Source organism: Flavobacterium fluviale (assembly GCF_003312915.1).
In the GTDB taxonomy this organism is placed as follows: Bacteria; Bacteroidota; Bacteroidia; order Flavobacteriales; family Flavobacteriaceae; genus Flavobacterium; species Flavobacterium fluviale.
Map to the genome: position 1 here is coordinate 2,903,786 of NZ_CP030261.1, position 16,992 is coordinate 2,920,777.

The following is a 16,992-nucleotide window of genomic DNA, read 5'->3' on the forward strand; positions in this document are numbered from 1 at the left end:
AGATGTTTTCAGGTTCAAAACGAGCTTTTTTTAGCCAATTTCGAGCGCAAATATAACGTATAATGATAAAGAACTATTGTGTAATAAGTTACTTTAACACGAATAAAAGTTTATCTTTCTAGTAATGAATAAATTACCTTATCTAGAAATTTTCCTTCATAAAATTCAGATTCTTTAAGATGCGCTTCTTTAGTAAATCCACACTTTTGAAGTACTTTTTCTGAAGCATAATTTTCTGGATCGATAACTGCTTCAATTGAATGTAGTTTTAAATTTTCAAAACCATATTTTATCAATATGTTTACAGCTTCGGGAATAATTCCTTTTCCATGAAATTCAGGCAGCAGCATGTAGCCAATTTCGGCACGATAATTTTCTGGCTGCATTCTGTAATAACCAATTATACCTAAAAGTTTCGGATTGTCTTTTAATGTAATTCCCCAGTTGATTCCCGTATTGTTTTCTATTTTTTCTTCTATCATGGCAATATGCGCCAAGGCATCTTCATTGTTTTTAACCAATGGTCTTGGGATATACTTCATGGTTTCTGGATTCGAACGTAATTCGAATACTTCATTAACGTCATCGTTTGTGATTCTTCTCAAAACTAAACGCTCTGTTTCGATTACAGGAAATGGATGGAAGTTGAACTCTAACATTATAATACTTTTATGCTAAATTGTGAACGAAAGTTTTGGCCGGCATCTAAAACCAAAATACCTTCTTTTTTAAATAAATCAACCGAATTGTGTGCCGTATCAGAATAACCAAACCAAGGTTCAATACAAATAAAAGGAGCATTTTCTTTTGTCCAAATACCCAAGCTTGGAAAATCTTTATAATCTACTTGAATGTAAGGATTAGCATTTTTTAAAATAGTTAAAGATTTTGATTCTACTGTTTTAAACACTAAAGCATCGTTTTTAAATAATTCGTAATTTAATGGTATAATGCCATCGCTGGTTTCCAGTACTTTGGTTTTAGATGAAATTAAATCATTTTCTAGAAGATTATATTTTAGGTTTTCTTCTTTTTCAAATTTAATAGCATAATCTTCAAAATTATCTGGCAGTGCAATTGCAGGGTGCGCACCAATTGAAAAAGGCATTTTTTCTTCTCCCTTATTTATTACTTTATACTCTAAATCCAATGAATTTTCATTTAGCGTATAAATAATCTGTAACTCAAATTCAAAAGGGTATTTTTTTAAGGTTTCCTCAGAAGACTTCAGCGAGAAAACAGCCTTGTTTTCAGTTTTATCAATTAACTCAAATTCCATATCACGAGCAAAACCGTGACGGGACAAGTTGTATTCTTGGTCTTTTATTTTGTAAGTGTTATTTTTTAAAGTACCTACTATTGGGAAAAGAACAGGTGAGTGTTTTCCCCAAAAATCTGGGTTTCCTTCCCAGATATATTCATTGTTTTGATTGTCTTTTATAGAGAATAGTTCAGCTCCAGAATGTTTTACGGAAGCTGTTAGTGCTGAATTTGAGATAGTTGTCGTCAAAATATATGGTGTAAAATAATTGTTTTTTAAAGAGATGTAAATATATTTTATAAAATTTAGTTTTCTTATAAAATGAGCTAAATTATTTTATTGATAAAATTTTGCTAAAATTGAATTTATGTTTGGAATTTTCTCTGTAAATAGCTTTTTTTTTCATTAATTTGCTACATAAACAGCTAAAAAATATGAAAAAGCAATGTGCAAAAGCCATTTTAACCGCGGCTTTATTTTTTGGGATTTCATCGGTCTGGGCGCAGCAAACTCCGTCAGCGACAGCAGCAAATCCGGTAAATAATTATAATTATCATGATGCGTTTGGTCCGCATTTTTACACAAAAAATGCAACTACAACCCGTGCAGCAAGTGGTCAGCCAGGACCAGAATATTGGCAGAATAGAGCCGATTATCAAATCACAGCAAAATTAAATGCTACTACAAATGAAATTGTAGGAACAGATGAAATTACCTATACAAATAATAGTCCGGATAAATTGTCATTTGTGTGGTTGAATTTAGATCAGAACTTGTTTAAAGAGGATTCTAGAGGAAATGCTGTTGTGCCTTTGACAGGAAGCCGTAATGGAGCTCAAGGTCAAGTTTTTGACGGTGGAAATAAAATTAAGTCAGTAAAAGTAACGGCTGTTGGAAAAAAGAAAACAGAAGTTGACGCGAAATATATTGTTACAGATACAAGAATGCAGATTTTTCTTCCAGAAGAATTGGCTGCAAAAGGAGCTTCTGTAAAAATTAAAATCGAATTTTCATTTATTGCGCCTTTTGAAGGTTCAGACAGAATGGGGGTTTTAGAAACTAAAAACGGAAAAATCTTTACAATCGCACAATGGTATCCTCGTATGTGTGTTTATGATGACGTAAGAGGCTGGAATACAGCGCCATATTTGGGGGCTTCTGAGTTCTATTTAGAATATGGTGATTTTGATGTGAAATTAACAGTTCCTGGAAATCATTATGTTGTAGCTTCTGGAGAATTATTAAATGGTCAGGAAGTATTTTCTAGTGATCAATTCAAAAAATATAAAGAAGCATCTGACAGCGATAAAACAGTTACAATTCGTTCTGAACAAGATGTAAATGCTACAGCAAATACAAACGCTGGAACAGAAAAAACATGGCATTATAAAATAAAAAATGCACGTGATTTTTCTTGGGCATCGTCTCCAGCTTTCATTTTAGATGGAGCAAAAATAAACTTACCTAGCGGTAAAAAATCTTTAGCATTATCTGCTTATCCGGTAGAAAGTGCAGGCCAGGCTGCTTACGGACGTTCGACAGAATACGTAAAGGCTTCGATCGAGCATTACTCTAAACAATGGTTCGAATATCCTTATCCAGCTGCGACAAACGTTGCAGGAAATGAAGGCGGAATGGAATATCCTGGAATTGTTTTCTGTGGATGGAAATCGAAAGGAGCAGATTTATGGGGAGTTACAGATCACGAATTTGGTCATATCTGGTTTCCAATGATTGTTGGTTCAAACGAAAGATTGTTCGGCTGGATGGACGAAGGATTTAATACTTTTATCAATTCATTGAGTACTGCAGCATTTAATAATGGAGAATACAAAGAACCTGCAACAGATTTACATGAATCGGCAGAATCTTTTACGCGTCCTGATTTAGAAACTATTATGAGTTCACCTGATAACATGAAAGAAAAGAATATCGGAATGTTATGTTACTTTAAACCAAGTGCAGGTCTTATTCTTTTAAGAGAGCAGGTTTTAGGAAAAGAACGTTTTGATATTGCTTTTAGAACTTATATCGAACGCTGGGCTTACAAACATCCGCAGCCAGATGATTTCTTTAGGTCAATGGAAAATGTTGCCGGAGAAGACTTAAGCTGGTTCTGGAGAAGCTGGTACGTAAATAACTGGAGATTTGATCAAGGAATCAATTCTATTAAATATTTAAAAAACGATCCTGCACAAGGAGCAGTTATTACTGTTGAAAATTTTGATAAAATGCCAATGCCGATTGTTTTAGATGTTAAAACAAAAAGCGGAAAAGTTACAAGAGTAAATCTGCCTGTAGAAATATGGCAGCGTAATAAAAGCTGGTCTTTCAAACATAATTCGACAGAAGAAATTGAAAGTATAACTCTTGATCCTGATCATGTTTTCCCAGATAATAATGAATCAAATAATGTATGGACTGCTGGAAAAGGTAAAATCGAAAAAGCTATTATAATCGATGGATTTTTAGGAAGCTATGTTACAGCTAAATCGCCTTTAACTATTAATTTGGTAGATAAAAACAGTGTTTTAACTGCTGAACTTCCAAACTATCCTAGTTTTGCTTTAGATCCTGTTCCAAATGAAAAAGATACTTTTGAATCGCCTAGAGCGGGATTAAGATTCAAATTTAACGCAGCTAAAACTGGTTTCGACATGACAATTTTAGGAAATGGACAAGTAATGCAGTTTACTAAAAAATAATATTTAAGGTTTTAAAATATTAAGAACCCGATAATTAGAAATAATTATCGGGTTTTATTTTGTGGTATATTAACAAAACCAAAAAAAAATGTTAGTTTTTTATTTTTTTGTTTTGAAAATAAAAAAATAATGTACTTTTGCACCGATGAATAAAATAAGTTTACATATAACTTCTTTGTCACGGACAAACTCACCGATTACTTCTCCCGAAGTACGGACATTATCTCTATAGTATCCACTGAGTTTTATAGCCGTATATTTATTCATATCCATTTTTCATTTTGAAATCACATAATTTGTCCATTGGACAAACATATCCTAAAAGTATTTATTATTTTGTAAATTTTCTGAATCAACTTTTTGATTTTGAAGATGTTACTTCTATTTTGCTTAATTTTATTGGATTCAATTCTGGATTTCAAACCAAACAATATTCTTTAATTTTTAACTCTAACTTCAATTATTGAAATGAAGATCTCTATTGTTGTTACCCAGGAAGAACACTTCAAATTCGCACAAGAAATCTGCGATACGATAGAATCATCGGCCTTGTTAAGAGGTACGGGGATTGCTAAAAGAACTCCTGAGTATATTCAGAAAAAAATGTCGAATGGTGATGCAATGATTGCTCTGGCAGACGGGAAATTTGCAGGTTTTTGTTATATCGAAAGCTGGCAGCACGGAAAATTCGTGGCACATTCGGGATTAATTGTACATCCTGACTATAGAAGTTTAGGTTTGGCAAAAAAAATTAAGTCGAAAGTTTTTGACTATTCTTTGAAGAGATTCCCAGATGCTAAAATATTTGGTATTACAACTGGTTTGGCGGTTATGAAAATCAATTCTGAATTGGGCTATAAACCAGTTCCTTTCTCTGAATTGACTACAGATCCAAGTTTTTGGGCCGGCTGTAAAACCTGTACCAATTTCCCTATTTTACAAAGCAAAGAAAACAAAATGTGTCTTTGTACTGGAATGTTGTACGATCCAAAAGAAAAACAAAAAACACCGCCAAGACACCCTTTTAATGAGGCTGTTTTAAGCAGACTTAAAAAAATCAAACAGGCTTTATTCTTAAACAAAATATTGTCATTTGTTTTTTTATTCAAAATTTAATTAAAAAGAAATCTCAAACTGCTATATACGAAAGTATTAGCCTAAATTATAAAAAATGAAAAAAGTAGTATTAGCTTATAGCGGAGGATTAGATACCTCGTATTGTTTGAAATATTTAAAAAATGAAAAAGGATACGAAGTTCACACTGTACTTGTTGACACAGGAGGATTCGACGCAGAAGAATTATCAGCCATTGAAAAAAGAGCTTACGAGTTAGGAAGTGCACAACACGCAAATCTTACAATCGTAGATAAATATTATGATAAAGCTATAAAATATTTGATTTTCGGAAATGTATTAAAAAACAATACCTATCCACTATCAGTAAGTGCTGAACGTGTTTTTCAAGCAATTGAAGCTATAAAATATGCTAAAAAAGTTGGTGCAAGCGCCATCGCACACGGAAGTACGGGTGCAGGAAATGATCAAATTCGTTTTGATTTGATTTTCCAGACTATTGCTCCGGAAATTGAAATCATCACTCCAATTAGAGATTTAAAGTTGTCAAGACAAGAAGAAGTTGATTATTTGTCTAAAAACGGAGTTCATTATTCTTGGGAAAAAGCACAGTATTCTATCAATAAAGGACTTTGGGGAACAAGTGTTGGAGGAAAAGAAACTTTAACTTCAAGCCAGCCATTGCCAAGTGACGCTTATCCTTCGCAATTACAAAAAGAGGGAGAAGAAAAAGTAAGACTGCATTTTGAAAAAGGAGAATTGGTTGGACTAAACGGTCAGTTTGATAAACCTTCAAATAATATTGTAGCACTTGAAAAACTAGCAAACGCTTATGCAATTGGTAGAGATATTCACGTTGGAGATACGATTATCGGAATTAAAGGAAGAGTTGGTTTTGAAGCTGCAGCTCCGTTAATTATCATCAAAGCGCACCATTTATTAGAGAAACACACTCTTGGTAAATGGCAGCAATACTGGAAAGAACAATTAGGAAACTGGTACGGAATGTTATTTCACGAAGGTCAGTTTTTAGATCCGGTTATGAGAAATATCGAAACGTTTTTGCAAGACACACAAAATACTGTAAATGGTGTTGTTACAGTTTCTTTAAAACCATATCATTTTTCACTTGACGGAATTGAATCAGATAATGATTTAATGAACACAGGTTTCGGTCAATACGGAGAAATGAACAATGCCTGGACATCTGATGATGCAAAAGGATTTATCAAGATTTTAGGAAATGCACAAAACATATTTTCATCTGTAAACAAATTAGATCATGATTAATGTCGGAATTATTGGTGGTTCGGGCTACACGGCCGGAGAACTCATCAGAATTTTAATGTATCACCCAAAAGTAAACATCGATTTTGTTTACAGCACAACAAATGCGGGAAAACCACTTTCAGTGGCGCACCACGATTTGATGGGTGATATCGAAATGAATTTCACAGATGAAATAAATCCAAATGTGAATGTTGTTTTCTTGTGTTTAGGTCATGGAAAGTCAATTTCATTTTTGAAAGAAAATCAGTTTGCAAGTCACACTAAAATCATTGATTTAGGAAATGATTTCAGATTGAACAAAGACGCTCATTTTGAAGGAAAAGACTTTGTTTACGGTTTGCCTGAAATTAATAAAGCGGAAATCAAAAAAGCAAATTATATCGCAAATCCAGGTTGTTTTGCAACCGCTATTCAGTTGGCATTATTGCCTTTAGCGAAGCATAATTTGTTGAATAACGACGTTCATATTAACGCTACAACTGGAAGTACTGGCGCAGGCGTAAGTCTTTCCGAAACTTCGCACTTTAGCTGGAGAAATAATAATATGTCGCATTACAAAGCTTTTGAGCATCAACATTTAGGAGAAATCGGAGAAAGTTTGGTGCAGCTGCAAGATGATTTTTACAGTGAGTTGCTTTTTATTCCGAACAGAGGAGATTTTCCAAGAGGAATTTTTGCAACGCTATATACGTTATGTGATGATAGTTTGGAACAATTAGTAGCAAAATACGAAGAGTTTTATAAAAATGAGCCTTTCGTAACGGTTACCACAACAAACATCAACATGAAACAGGTGGTGCAAACGAATAAATGTATCATTAGTTTATTGAAAAAAGGAAACCGGGTTCTCATAACATCAATTATCGATAACTTAACCAAAGGTGCTTCAGGACAAGCAATTCAAAACATGAATTTAATGTTCGGATTAGAAGAAACCACAGGTTTACATTTGAAACCAAGCGGATTTTAATAATAGTTTAAAGTTTCAGGTTACACGTTCTGCGAGCAACTTGAAACCTGAAACCTGAAACAAAATAAACAAAACAAAAATGAACTTATTCAACGTTTACCCATTATATGACATAACTCCAGTAAAAGCAATTGATTGTACAATTATTGACGACAAAGGAGTAGAATACTTAGATTTATACAGCGGACATGGTGTGATTTCTATCGGACACACACAGCCGGATTATGTAGCAAAATTGAAGAATCAATTAGACCATTTAGGATTTTATTCCAATGCAATTCAAAATCCTTTACAGGTTGAATTGGCTCAGAAATTAGGAAAGCTTTCAGGTTTAGAAGATTATGAATTGTTTTTATGCAGTTCTGGTGCTGAAGCGAATGAAAATGCTTTAAAATTAGCTTCTTTCCATAACGGAAAATCAAGAGTGGTAGCTTTTGATAATTCATTTCATGGAAGAACTTCTGCAGCTGTCGCAGTTACTGACAATAAAAAAATTGTTGCGCCAATAAATGCACAGCAAGTTGTTACCTTTTTACCTTTAAACCAAATCGAATTAGTTGAAGCTGAATTGGCCAAAGGGGATGTTACAGCAGTAATTATTGAAGGGATTCAAGGAGTTGGAGGTTTGGACCAAGGAACAACGGAATTTTTTCAGGCTTTAGAAAAAGCATGTAAAAAACATGATGTGGTTTTGATTTTAGACGAAGTACAATCAGGATACGGAAGAAGCGGGAAATTCTTTGCTTTTCAACATCACGGAATCAACGCTGATATTATTTCAGTTGCAAAAGGAATGGGGAACGGATTTCCAGTTGGAGCCATTTTGATTTCTCCAAAATTTGAAGCAAGTTTCGGATTATTAGGAACTACTTTCGGCGGAAGCCATTTATCTTGTGCGGCAGGAATCGCAGTTTTGGATGTAATTGAGAAACTGGATTTACAAAAGAATGTAAATGAAGTTTATGAATATTTCTTAGAAAAAATCAAAGAAGTTGAGGGCATCAAACAAGTAAAAGGAAAAGGATTAATGCTTGGTGTTGAATTTGATTTTGATGTTGCAGCTTTAAGAAAAAAACTAATTATCGAAAAACACATTTTTACAGGAAGTGCCAACAATAAAAACCTGTTAAGAATTTTACCGCCATTGACTGTGAAAAAAGCTGATATTGATACGTTTGTAAAAGCTTTAAAAGAAAGTTTAGAAGAATTAAAAAACTAATTCTTACTACGTTAAACCTGATGTGTTTTTAAAACCCGTCAGGTTTCGAAAGACAAAGTATAGTATCCTAACAGGTTTTTAAAACCTGTTAGGTATCAACAAAGTTTCGATAAAAAGAAACAACCAAAAAACAACCAACCACTAGAAATTATGAATCCATTATCAATTGAAAAACGCAATCTCGTTTTGCGCTCTATGTCAAAACTGGTCGAGCAGGAGCGGAATGAGATAATCCTAACTAATCAGGAAGATCTTGCTGATTACGACGGCTCAGATTTAGCGATGGAAGAACGCTTAAAAGTAGATGATAAAAAAGTCGATGAGATGATTTTATCATTAAACCAATTGGCTTCTCAGGAAGATCCGGTTGGGGTAGAGGGCTTTCATTTTATTCACGATAATGGAATTAAAGTCATTAATAAAACAGCCGCTTTTGGAACGATTTTAATTATTTACGAATCACGTCCGGATGTTACAATCGAAGCAGGAGGAATTGCTTTTAAATCTGGAAATAAGATTTTATTAAAAGGCGGAAAAGAGTCTTTAAAATCCAATTTAAAAATTGTAAGTCTTTGGCATAAAGCTTTAGAAGAAAATGGAGTTTCGAAAGATTGGGTGGAATATCTGAATTATAATCGTGCAGAAACTCAGGCTTTCTTAGAAAAACCAACTCAAAAAGTCGATTTAATCGTTCCAAGAGGAGGAGAAAAATTAATTGAGTTTGTAAAAGCACACGCAACTTGTCCGGTAATTGTAAGCGGACGCGGTAATAATTTTGTTTACGTTCACGAAAAAGCAGATACTGATTTGGCTTTAAAGGTAATTTTAAATGCTAAAACAGCTAAAATTTCAGCTTGTAATGCGGTTGATAAAGTTTTAATACATTCTAAGCTTCCTAATTTTGAAGGTTTTACAGCCATTTTAATAGAAACATTAAAAGAAAATAATGTTGAAATTATCGTCGACAAATCTTTAGAAAATTTTGAAGATACTGAAACCCTTCAAAACGAAGATATCTGGTACGAAGAGTTTTTGGATTATAAAATTGTAATCGGAACAATTGATTCTGAGGAACATGCAATTGATAAAATTAACAAATATTGCGGCGGACATTCAGCTGTAATTATTACCAGAGACGATCAAGCAGCAAAAGAATTTATGGATGCAGTTGATGCTGCTGCTGTTTATCAAAATGCTTCAAGCCGTTTTACAGACGGAGGACAATTTGGTTTAGGTGGAGAATTAGCCATAAGCACTGATAAACTTCACCAAAGAGGACCAATTGGTTTACAGCATCTTGTAACAAACAAATGGTACGTTTACGGAGAAGGACAGATTAGATAATTTTAGAGTTCAGATTTTAGAGTTCAGATTTTAGATTTTAGATTGATGATTAACGATTTTTAATTTCAGATTTATTGGAATTTGGAATTTAAAATTTGGAATTTATATAAAGATTTAGCTTTGCGAACTTAACATTTGTAAACACAAACAATATAAAAAAACCTTGCGCTCTTTGCGTTAAAAATAACTTAGTGCCTTAGCGCCTTCGTGGCAAAAACAAAAGACATGGCAAAAAAACGGATTTTATTAAAAATAGGAAGTAATACTTTAACCAAAGAAACCAATCATATTTCGCGGGGAAAGATTGAAGACCTCGGAATACAGATTGCGGCTCTAAACGATGAATACGAATTTATTATAGTAAGTTCTGGAGCAATTGCGGCGGCCAAGCAGTTTGTAAAGCTGGATAATCAAGATAAAGATGTTTTTGTAAAGCAGGCTTTAGCTTCTATAGGTCAGCCTCATTTAATGCGGATTTACAATGAAAATTTCAAGGATTTAGGATTAAATACCTCACAGTGTTTACTTTCTTATTCTGATTTCGAAAAAGAACAAACCAAAAAAAACATTGTAAATACAATTAATGTATTGGTTAAAAACAATTACATTCCGATTATCAATGAAAACGATACTGTTGCAACAGATGAGATTCGGTTTGGGGATAATGACAAATTAGCAGCTTTAACAGCGGTGCTGCTAAATGTTGATATTCTGATAATTGCCACTAATACAAACGGAATTTATACCAAAGATTCAATTCACGATGAAAATCCAGAAACGATAAAATTGGTAACTGATTTAAAAACGCTGGAAAAAGAAATCGGAGAATCGAAATCATCACACGGAACGGGAGGAATGCAATCTAAAATAGAAGCAGCTGCAATTTCAAAAGCAGCTAACATAGAAACTTGGATTGTGAATGGATTAAATGATAATTTTATTCTAAAAGCATTAAAAGACGAAATTCCTTTCACGAAAATAATCTAATGAGTCAATTAGAAAATTAGTTAATTAGATAATGAGCAATTATCCAATTTTCTAATTATCACATTATCTAAATTAATAAAAAAACAAATGAACTATATCTCAATAAAAGACATCAACTCATTATCAAAATGGGTAAAAAGTGCGATTAAAATCAAAAAGAATCCGCTTAAAAATCAAAGTTTAGGAAAGAATAAGACTCTTGGAATGTTATTCTTCAATCCGAGTTTAAGAACGCGTTTGAGTACACAAAAAGCGGCTTTAAACTTAGGAATGAACGTAATGGTAATGAATTTTACTAACGAAGGATGGACATTAGAATTTGAAGATGGAGCAATAATGAATTCCGGCGCTTCAGAACATATTAAAGAAGCGGCAGAAGTAGTTTCACAATACTGTGATATTATCGCAATCCGTGCCTTTGCAGGTTTGGTTGATAAAGAAAAAGATTACCAAGAAACAGTAATTTCAGGATTCTTGAAATATGCTACAGTGCCAATTGTAAATATGGAAAGTGCTGTTCGCCACCCGTTACAATCTTTGGCAGACGCCATTACAATGGAAGAATTCAAAACGAAACACAAACCAAAAGTAGTGCTTTCATGGGCTCCACATCCAAAAGCCTTACCTCAAGCCGTTGCTAATTCATTCGTAGAAATGATGCAAATGCAAAAAGACATGGATTTTGTAATCACACATCCAGAAGGTTACGAGCTAAGTCCGGAAATTACAAAAGACTGCACAATCGAATATGATCAAGATAAAGCTTTCGAAAATGCCGATTTCGTTTACGTAAAAAACTGGAGTAACTTCAACGACTACGGAAAAGTAACCAACAGCGATCCAAACTGGACCGTTACAGCTGAAAAAATGGCTTTAACAAATAATGGAAAATTCATGCACTGTCTTCCAGTTCGTCGTAACGTAATTGTTAGCGATGAAGTTTTAGACGGAGAAAATTCAATTGTAATTGAACAAGCGAATAATAGAACGTATTCGGCACAATTAGTTTTACAAAAGATTCTTAAGAAATTGTAAATTTAGGTGCAAAGGCTCAAAGCGGCAAAGGTTCAAAGGTTTTACAGCCTTGAGAAAAAAACTTTGTTGCTTTGAACCTTTGTCCCTTTGAACCTTGAAAGAAATGAACGTATCAGTAATAAAAATAGGTGGAAACATCATCGACAACCCAGCAGAACTAGAACAATTCTTAACCGATTTTTCTAAAATTGAAGGATATAAAGTTCTAGTTCACGGCGGTGGAAAATCTGCTACAAAAATGGCGCAGAGTATTGGTTTGGTTCCGCAAATGATTGACGGACGCCGAATTACAGATGCTCCAATGCTTGATGTTGTGGTAATGATTTATGCCGGACAAATCAACAAACATATTGTGGCGCAATTGCAAGCCAAAGACAATAATGCAATTGGTTTTTCAGGAGCTGATGGGAATTTAATTCAATCGGTAAAAAGAAACCACCCGACAATCGATTATGGATTTGTAGGTGATGTAAAACAAGTCAACACCAAATTATTGGCAACTTTATTACAAGCTGGAGTTGTTCCTGTTTTCTGTGCCATTACACACGATAAAAACGGACAATTACTAAACACAAATGCAGATACTATTGCAAGCGAATTATCAATTGCATTATCTGAAGTTTTTGATGTTACGCTGACATATTGTTTGGAAAAACAGGGCGTTTTGCAAGATTCCGAAGACGATTCCTCTGTAATTACTGAAATCAACGAAACATTATACAATAAACTAAAAGAAGAAAAAGTAATCCATTCTGGAATGATTCCGAAATTGGATAACTGTTTCAATAGTTTGTCAAGAGGCGTGCAGAAAATCAAAATTGGACATCACAGAATGCTTCAAAATCCAGATGTTCTGCATACCACAATTACATTATAAAAAGATATAGCCACAGATTCAAAGGATTAGAAGGATTAAAAAATCTGTGAAAATTCTTTTAATCTGTGGCAAAAAATTAGAGTTGTGCGGAGCATTTTAAATATTAATTTAAGAAATTTGCGCAAATTAAAAATGTCACAGTTTTAATTAAACTTTGTGACTTCGTGCCTTTGCGGCAAAGAAACCATAACTATGAAAAATATTGCAACGCTTACCCAGGAAGCAATTAGTTTATTAAAAAGCTTAATCGAAACCCCTTCATTTTCAAGTGAAGAAGACCAAACGGCTCTTTTAATCGAAAATTGGTTCAATCAAAACGAGATTCCTTTTCAAAGAGAAAACAATAATGTGTGGGCTTTCAATAAGTATTTCGACGAAAATAAACCAACACTTTTACTAAACTCACATCATGATACTGTAAGACCTAATCAAGCTTACACTAACGATCCGTTTAAAGCGATCGAAAAAGACGGAAAATTATTTGGATTAGGAAGTAATGATGCGGGAGGATGCTTGGTTTCCTTATTAGCAACGTTTGTGCATTTTTACGAAAACCAAAATCTATCGCATAATATTGTTATTGTGGCTTCCGCCGAAGAAGAAAGCAGCGGAAAAAATGGTTTAAACAGCGTTTTAAAACATTTACCAGAATTAGATTGTGCGATTGTCGGGGAACCAACTTTAATGCAATTAGCAGTAGCGGAAAAAGGTTTATTGGTTTTGGATGTAAAAGTAAAAGGAACTGCAAGCCATGCCGCACATCAAAACGACGATAATGCTTTATATAAATCAATTCCGGTAATGGAATGGTTTAAAAACTATAAGTTCGACAAAATATCAGACGTTTTAGGTCCTGTAAAAATGACCGTAACGCAAATCAATGCAGGGAAACAGCATAATGTTGTGCCGTCAGAATGTGACTTGGTTGTCGATATTCGCGTAACAGACCGTTATACCAACGCTGAAATTTTGGAAGTTGTAAGAGCAAACGTAAATGCCGAAGTAACGCCAAGATCCATGCATTTAAATGCTTCTTCTATTCCTGTTACGCACGGTTTAGTGCAGGCTGGAATTGCTTTAGGAAGAACAACCTACGGATCTCCAACACTTTCAGATCAATCGGTTTTAAGCTGTCAGTCACTAAAATTAGGACCAGGAGAAACACTTCGTTCGCATTCAGCAGACGAATTTATTTTTGTAAATGAAATTGAAGAAGGAGTCGATTTGTATATCAAAATACTAACCGATTTTTTTAAATTATAAGAAAAGAAAACCGCCACGAATTCACGAATTGTTTTTTTACTATCTAGACGAAATATTAATTCGAATTAATTGGAAAAAAATAATCGCAAAGATTTGAGAAAAACAATTCGTGAATTAGTGGCGAAAAAAAATAAAGCCTATGAAACTTTGGGAAAAAGGAATACCAACAGATAAACAAATCGAACAATTTACCGTTGGAAACGACCGTGAACTGGATTTGGTTCTGGCAAAATACGATGCTTTAGGTTCAATCGCTCACGCCAAAATGTTGGGACAGATTGGCTTATTGACTGAAGAAGAAACTACTTCATTGGTTGATGCATTAAACGATATCATTGCTGATATTGTAGTGGGTAATTTTGAAATCGAAGACAGTTTCGAAGATGTGCATTCTAAAATCGAATATCTGCTAACTGAAAAATTGGGAGACGCAGGAAAGAAAATCCACACCGCGCGTTCTCGTAATGATCAGGTTTTGGTAGACGTTCATTTGTATCTAAAAGACGAATTAAAAGCCATAAAAGAACAAGTAAAAACATTGTTTGATTTATTAATGGAATCGGCAGAAAAACATCAAAACGTTCTATTGCCAGGTTATACGCATTTACAAATTGCTATGCCATCGTCTTTCGGAATGTGGTTTTCTGCTTACGCTGAGAGTTTGATTGACGATATTGTAATGTTGAACGCAGCTTCAAAAATCGTAGACCAGAATCCCCTAGGTTCTGCTGCAGGTTACGGAAGTTCATTCCCAATCAACAGAACCTTTACAACAAAAGAATTAGGATTTGAAACCTTAAAGTACAATGCCGTTGCTGCACAAATGAGCCGCGGAAAAGCAGAGAAAACCGTTGCTTTCGCGATGACAAGCGTGGCTGGAACGCTATCAAAATTTGCAATGGACGTTTGTTTGTATATGAGCCAAAATTTTGATTTTATTGGTTTACCAGCACATCTTACAACAGGGTCTAGTATTATGCCCCACAAAAAGAATCCGGATGTTTTCGAATTAATCAGAGGAAAATGCAATAAGATTCAGGCGCTTCCATACGAAATCACTTTAATCACTAATAATTTACCAAGCGGTTATCATAGAGATTTACAGCTTTTAAAAGAAGGTTTGTTTCCAGCAATTCAAAACCTAAAAGCTTGTTTGGATATTGCCATATTTTCAATAAAAGATATTACGGTTAAAGATCATATTTTAGAAGATAAAAAATACGATTATTTGTTTACGGTAGATACTTTAAACGAAATGGTTGTAGCAGGAATGCCGTTTAGAGATGCTTACAAAGCTGTTGCTGAACAATTAGAAGCAGGAACATATAAATCTCCAAAAGAAACCAAACACACGCACGAAGGCAGTATTAACAATTTATGCTTAGATGCAATTAAAGATAAAATGAAAGCTGCTTTTTAGTTTTGTTAAATGTGTAAAGTGAGCTGTAAAAAAGTAAAAAGGTCATTGATTTGTTTCAATGACCTTTTTTATGGATTAAATTTAGTTTTTTACCAGTTTAAAAGTTTTACTACGGTTTTCTATTTGTACTTTACAGATATAAAATCCTTTCGCAAGATTGCCGACATTTAATTCTAATTTTTCATCAGCAGAAATATTTTTTGACTTCGAATATACTTTTGCACCGTTTGAAGAAAAAAGATCGACCTGAGCCAAACCATTATCTGCACTCGAAAAATCTATATTTAAAAGGCGATTTATAACTGATGGATAATATTTTAGTTCTAAGTTATTTGTGGTTTCATTCAATCCTAAATTATTGCAGCTTGTAGATAAAGCGCCTTGAGCAGTAACTTGAAGTGTTGCTCCAGCACCACAAGAAGAATTCGAAACGAATCCTGCAACATTTGCTATTGGTAAAGTACTGTAAGTGTAAGAAGGTTTAGTTACAGCAGTTCCTGAACTTGCAGGAGCGTTTAAACAATCTGTAAAAGCAACGCCAATTGTACCGCCATCCGTACTAACATAATTTTTAAAGGCAGTTCCAATTTTTGCAAAATCAGTTCCTTCAACATAACAAGTTGTATTATTGTTTCCACCGCCCAAACCAATTGCAAGCGCCCCAGAAACAGAAGTATTGTAATAGCAGTTTAAAATATGTAATTCTGCATTTCTGGCTCTTGGCATTCTTTCTCTGCATCCTTCTGCCCAATAACAATTTTTGAAAGTAATGCTGTAATGACCATCGGCAGGAGCATCTGTTTTAGAAGAGCCTACCAGATTTGTAAATCTATGATCATCTGCACCGCCGGATCCGCCAGCTTTTGGAGTTTTTAAATACGTAAACTTACACCAGGAAACAGTCACATTATCGGCCGTACCTTTGTTGTCAAAGTTGCCATCCATTCCATCTTGAAATTCACAGTGATCAACCCACATATTTGTAGCTTCTGAGGTTAAATTATCATGTCCGTCTACATCGTAAGCACCTGGTCCTTCAAAAATTAAATTTCTAATAATGATATTGTTAGACCCTGGTTTCAAATTAAAAATTCCAGACCCTGAGGATGTTTGATCCAAATTTACTAATCGGGCTCCTGGGAGTCCAATAATGGTTTTATCATTTACTAACAAACTTGTATAGGAGCAATTAATAGTTCCCGAGACCAATATTACCTGCTGAGTGGTTAATTTTAATTTAGCTGTTAAATCAGCATAGGTAGAAACTGTTACAGGAGAAACACTTCCTCCGCCTGTCGCAGACGCTCCAAATCCTTCGGGCGAACTCATGTAGTAATTTTGAGCGAAAAGGAAGGAGTAAGGCAGTAAAAATGCCAATAGTAAAAATTTTGTTTTCATTTAAAGTGTGGTTTTTTGTGGTTTTATAGCAAATGTAATCGATTGCACAAATGTAAAAGAATTAAAATAATTTCAAATTATTTTATTGATTTTTTATGCTTAAAGTTTTGATAATAAGAATTATAAGTGTCTTTTTTACACTATTGAT

15 protein-coding genes are annotated in these 16,992 nt (G+C 34.0%); 11 read left to right on the forward strand and 4 right to left on the reverse strand.

The genetic code is table 11. The features are described 5' to 3' along the window. Positions 1 to 110: 110 nt before the first annotated feature. Both HYN86_RS12815 and HYN86_RS12820 read right to left on the reverse strand, forming a co-directional pair. Positions 111 to 659 (reverse strand): GNAT family N-acetyltransferase, encoded by a 549-nt coding sequence (locus tag HYN86_RS12815; protein WP_113678380.1) that lies wholly within the window; start codon positions 657 to 659, stop codon positions 111 to 113. Continuing rightward, a complete protein-coding gene (locus HYN86_RS12820; RefSeq protein WP_113678381.1) occupies positions 659 to 1,510 on the reverse strand; it encodes an aldose 1-epimerase family protein in 852 nt (283 codons plus the stop codon). The genes HYN86_RS12815 and HYN86_RS12820 overlap by 1 nt, the downstream gene beginning before the upstream one ends. A 185-nt stretch (positions 1,511 to 1,695) precedes the next feature. Between HYN86_RS12820 and HYN86_RS12825 the strand changes: the two genes are divergently transcribed. Next, positions 1,696 to 3,966 carry a M1 family metallopeptidase gene (locus HYN86_RS12825; protein WP_113678382.1) on the forward strand — a complete coding sequence of 757 codons (2,271 nt, stop codon included), beginning with the start codon at positions 1,696 to 1,698 and terminating at the stop codon, positions 3,964 to 3,966. A 99-nt stretch (positions 3,967 to 4,065) separates the two neighbouring features. On the opposite strand, the gene HYN86_RS20990 is transcribed toward HYN86_RS12825, so the two are convergent. Continuing rightward, on the reverse strand, positions 4,066 to 4,233 hold the full coding sequence (locus HYN86_RS20990) for a hypothetical protein (protein WP_162789371.1): 168 nt from the start codon (positions 4,231 to 4,233) through the stop codon (positions 4,066 to 4,068). A 201-nt stretch (positions 4,234 to 4,434) separates the two neighbouring features. Between HYN86_RS20990 and HYN86_RS12830 the strand changes: the two genes are divergently transcribed. The 10 genes from HYN86_RS12830 (at position 4,435) to argH (ending at position 15,446) form a co-directional block, all read left to right on the forward strand. Further along, positions 4,435 to 5,082 (forward strand): GNAT family N-acetyltransferase, encoded by a 648-nt coding sequence (locus tag HYN86_RS12830; RefSeq protein ID WP_113678383.1) that lies wholly within the window; start codon positions 4,435 to 4,437, stop codon positions 5,080 to 5,082. 55 nt (positions 5,083 to 5,137) lie between these two features. Then, a complete protein-coding gene (locus HYN86_RS12835) occupies positions 5,138 to 6,331 on the forward strand; it encodes an argininosuccinate synthase (protein ID WP_113678384.1) in 1,194 nt (397 codons plus the stop codon). After that, positions 6,324 to 7,301: an N-acetyl-gamma-glutamyl-phosphate reductase gene (argC, locus tag HYN86_RS12840; protein ID WP_113678385.1), complete on the forward strand. Its 978-nt coding sequence runs from the start codon at positions 6,324 to 6,326 to the stop codon at positions 7,299 to 7,301. The genes HYN86_RS12835 and argC overlap by 8 nt, the downstream gene beginning before the upstream one ends. Positions 7,302 to 7,380: 79 nt before the next feature. After that, the gene (locus HYN86_RS12845; protein ID WP_113678386.1) at positions 7,381 to 8,520 is read left to right on the forward strand and encodes an aspartate aminotransferase family protein; all 1,140 of its coding nucleotides are present in this window, start codon (positions 7,381 to 7,383) and stop codon (positions 8,518 to 8,520) included. A gap of 150 nt (positions 8,521 to 8,670) precedes the next feature. Then, the gene (locus HYN86_RS12850) at positions 8,671 to 9,864 is read left to right on the forward strand and encodes a glutamate-5-semialdehyde dehydrogenase (protein WP_113678387.1); all 1,194 of its coding nucleotides are present in this window, start codon (positions 8,671 to 8,673) and stop codon (positions 9,862 to 9,864) included. 225 nt (positions 9,865 to 10,089) lie between these two features. Further along, positions 10,090 to 10,851, forward strand: a complete 762-nt coding sequence (gene proB / locus HYN86_RS12855) for a glutamate 5-kinase (RefSeq protein WP_113679935.1) — start codon at positions 10,090 to 10,092, stop codon at positions 10,849 to 10,851. Positions 10,852 to 10,938: 87 nt separating this feature from the next. Beyond that, positions 10,939 to 11,886, forward strand: coding sequence for an N-acetylornithine carbamoyltransferase (locus tag HYN86_RS12860; RefSeq protein WP_113678388.1), 948 nt, complete (start codon positions 10,939 to 10,941; stop codon positions 11,884 to 11,886). A gap of 103 nt (positions 11,887 to 11,989) precedes the next feature. Then, the gene (gene argB / locus HYN86_RS12865) at positions 11,990 to 12,763 is read left to right on the forward strand and encodes an acetylglutamate kinase (protein WP_113678389.1); all 774 of its coding nucleotides are present in this window, start codon (positions 11,990 to 11,992) and stop codon (positions 12,761 to 12,763) included. A 192-nt stretch (positions 12,764 to 12,955) separates the two neighbouring features. Next, the gene (locus HYN86_RS12870) at positions 12,956 to 14,026 is read left to right on the forward strand and encodes a M20 family metallo-hydrolase (RefSeq protein ID WP_113678390.1); all 1,071 of its coding nucleotides are present in this window, start codon (positions 12,956 to 12,958) and stop codon (positions 14,024 to 14,026) included. A 139-nt stretch (positions 14,027 to 14,165) separates the two neighbouring features. Continuing rightward, the gene (gene argH, locus HYN86_RS12875; RefSeq protein ID WP_113678391.1) at positions 14,166 to 15,446 is read left to right on the forward strand and encodes an argininosuccinate lyase; all 1,281 of its coding nucleotides are present in this window, start codon (positions 14,166 to 14,168) and stop codon (positions 15,444 to 15,446) included. 81 nt (positions 15,447 to 15,527) lie between these two features. On the opposite strand, the gene HYN86_RS12880 is transcribed toward argH, so the two are convergent. Further along, positions 15,528 to 16,844, reverse strand: coding sequence for a pectate lyase family protein (locus HYN86_RS12880; protein WP_113678392.1), 1,317 nt, complete (start codon positions 16,842 to 16,844; stop codon positions 15,528 to 15,530). Positions 16,845 to 16,992 lie beyond the last annotated feature (148 nt).

What these genes read in the sequence shown, in the direction of transcription:
- argB (WP_113678389.1), top strand. Translation starts at nt 11,990, where the DNA reads ATGAACGTATCAGTAATAAAAATAGGTGGAAACATCATCGACAACCCA.
- HYN86_RS20990 (WP_162789371.1), bottom strand. Translation starts at nt 4,233, where the DNA reads ATGAATAAATATACGGCTATAAAACTCAGTGGATACTATAGAGATAAT.
- HYN86_RS12825 (WP_113678382.1), top strand. Translation starts at nt 1,696, where the DNA reads ATGAAAAAGCAATGTGCAAAAGCCATTTTAACCGCGGCTTTATTTTTT.
- HYN86_RS12860 (WP_113678388.1), top strand. Translation starts at nt 10,939, where the DNA reads ATGAACTATATCTCAATAAAAGACATCAACTCATTATCAAAATGGGTA.
- HYN86_RS12815 (WP_113678380.1), bottom strand. Translation starts at nt 659, where the DNA reads ATGTTAGAGTTCAACTTCCATCCATTTCCTGTAATCGAAACAGAGCGT.
- proB (WP_113679935.1), top strand. Translation starts at nt 10,090, where the DNA reads ATGGCAAAAAAACGGATTTTATTAAAAATAGGAAGTAATACTTTAACC.
- HYN86_RS12830 (WP_113678383.1), top strand. Translation starts at nt 4,435, where the DNA reads ATGAAGATCTCTATTGTTGTTACCCAGGAAGAACACTTCAAATTCGCA.
- HYN86_RS12870 (WP_113678390.1), top strand. Translation starts at nt 12,956, where the DNA reads ATGAAAAATATTGCAACGCTTACCCAGGAAGCAATTAGTTTATTAAAA.
- argH (WP_113678391.1), top strand. Translation starts at nt 14,166, where the DNA reads ATGAAACTTTGGGAAAAAGGAATACCAACAGATAAACAAATCGAACAA.
- HYN86_RS12835 (WP_113678384.1), top strand. Translation starts at nt 5,138, where the DNA reads ATGAAAAAAGTAGTATTAGCTTATAGCGGAGGATTAGATACCTCGTAT.
- HYN86_RS12845 (WP_113678386.1), top strand. Translation starts at nt 7,381, where the DNA reads ATGAACTTATTCAACGTTTACCCATTATATGACATAACTCCAGTAAAA.
- argC (WP_113678385.1), top strand. Translation starts at nt 6,324, where the DNA reads ATGATTAATGTCGGAATTATTGGTGGTTCGGGCTACACGGCCGGAGAA.
- HYN86_RS12880 (WP_113678392.1), bottom strand. Translation starts at nt 16,844, where the DNA reads ATGAAAACAAAATTTTTACTATTGGCATTTTTACTGCCTTACTCCTTC.
- HYN86_RS12850 (WP_113678387.1), top strand. Translation starts at nt 8,671, where the DNA reads ATGAATCCATTATCAATTGAAAAACGCAATCTCGTTTTGCGCTCTATG.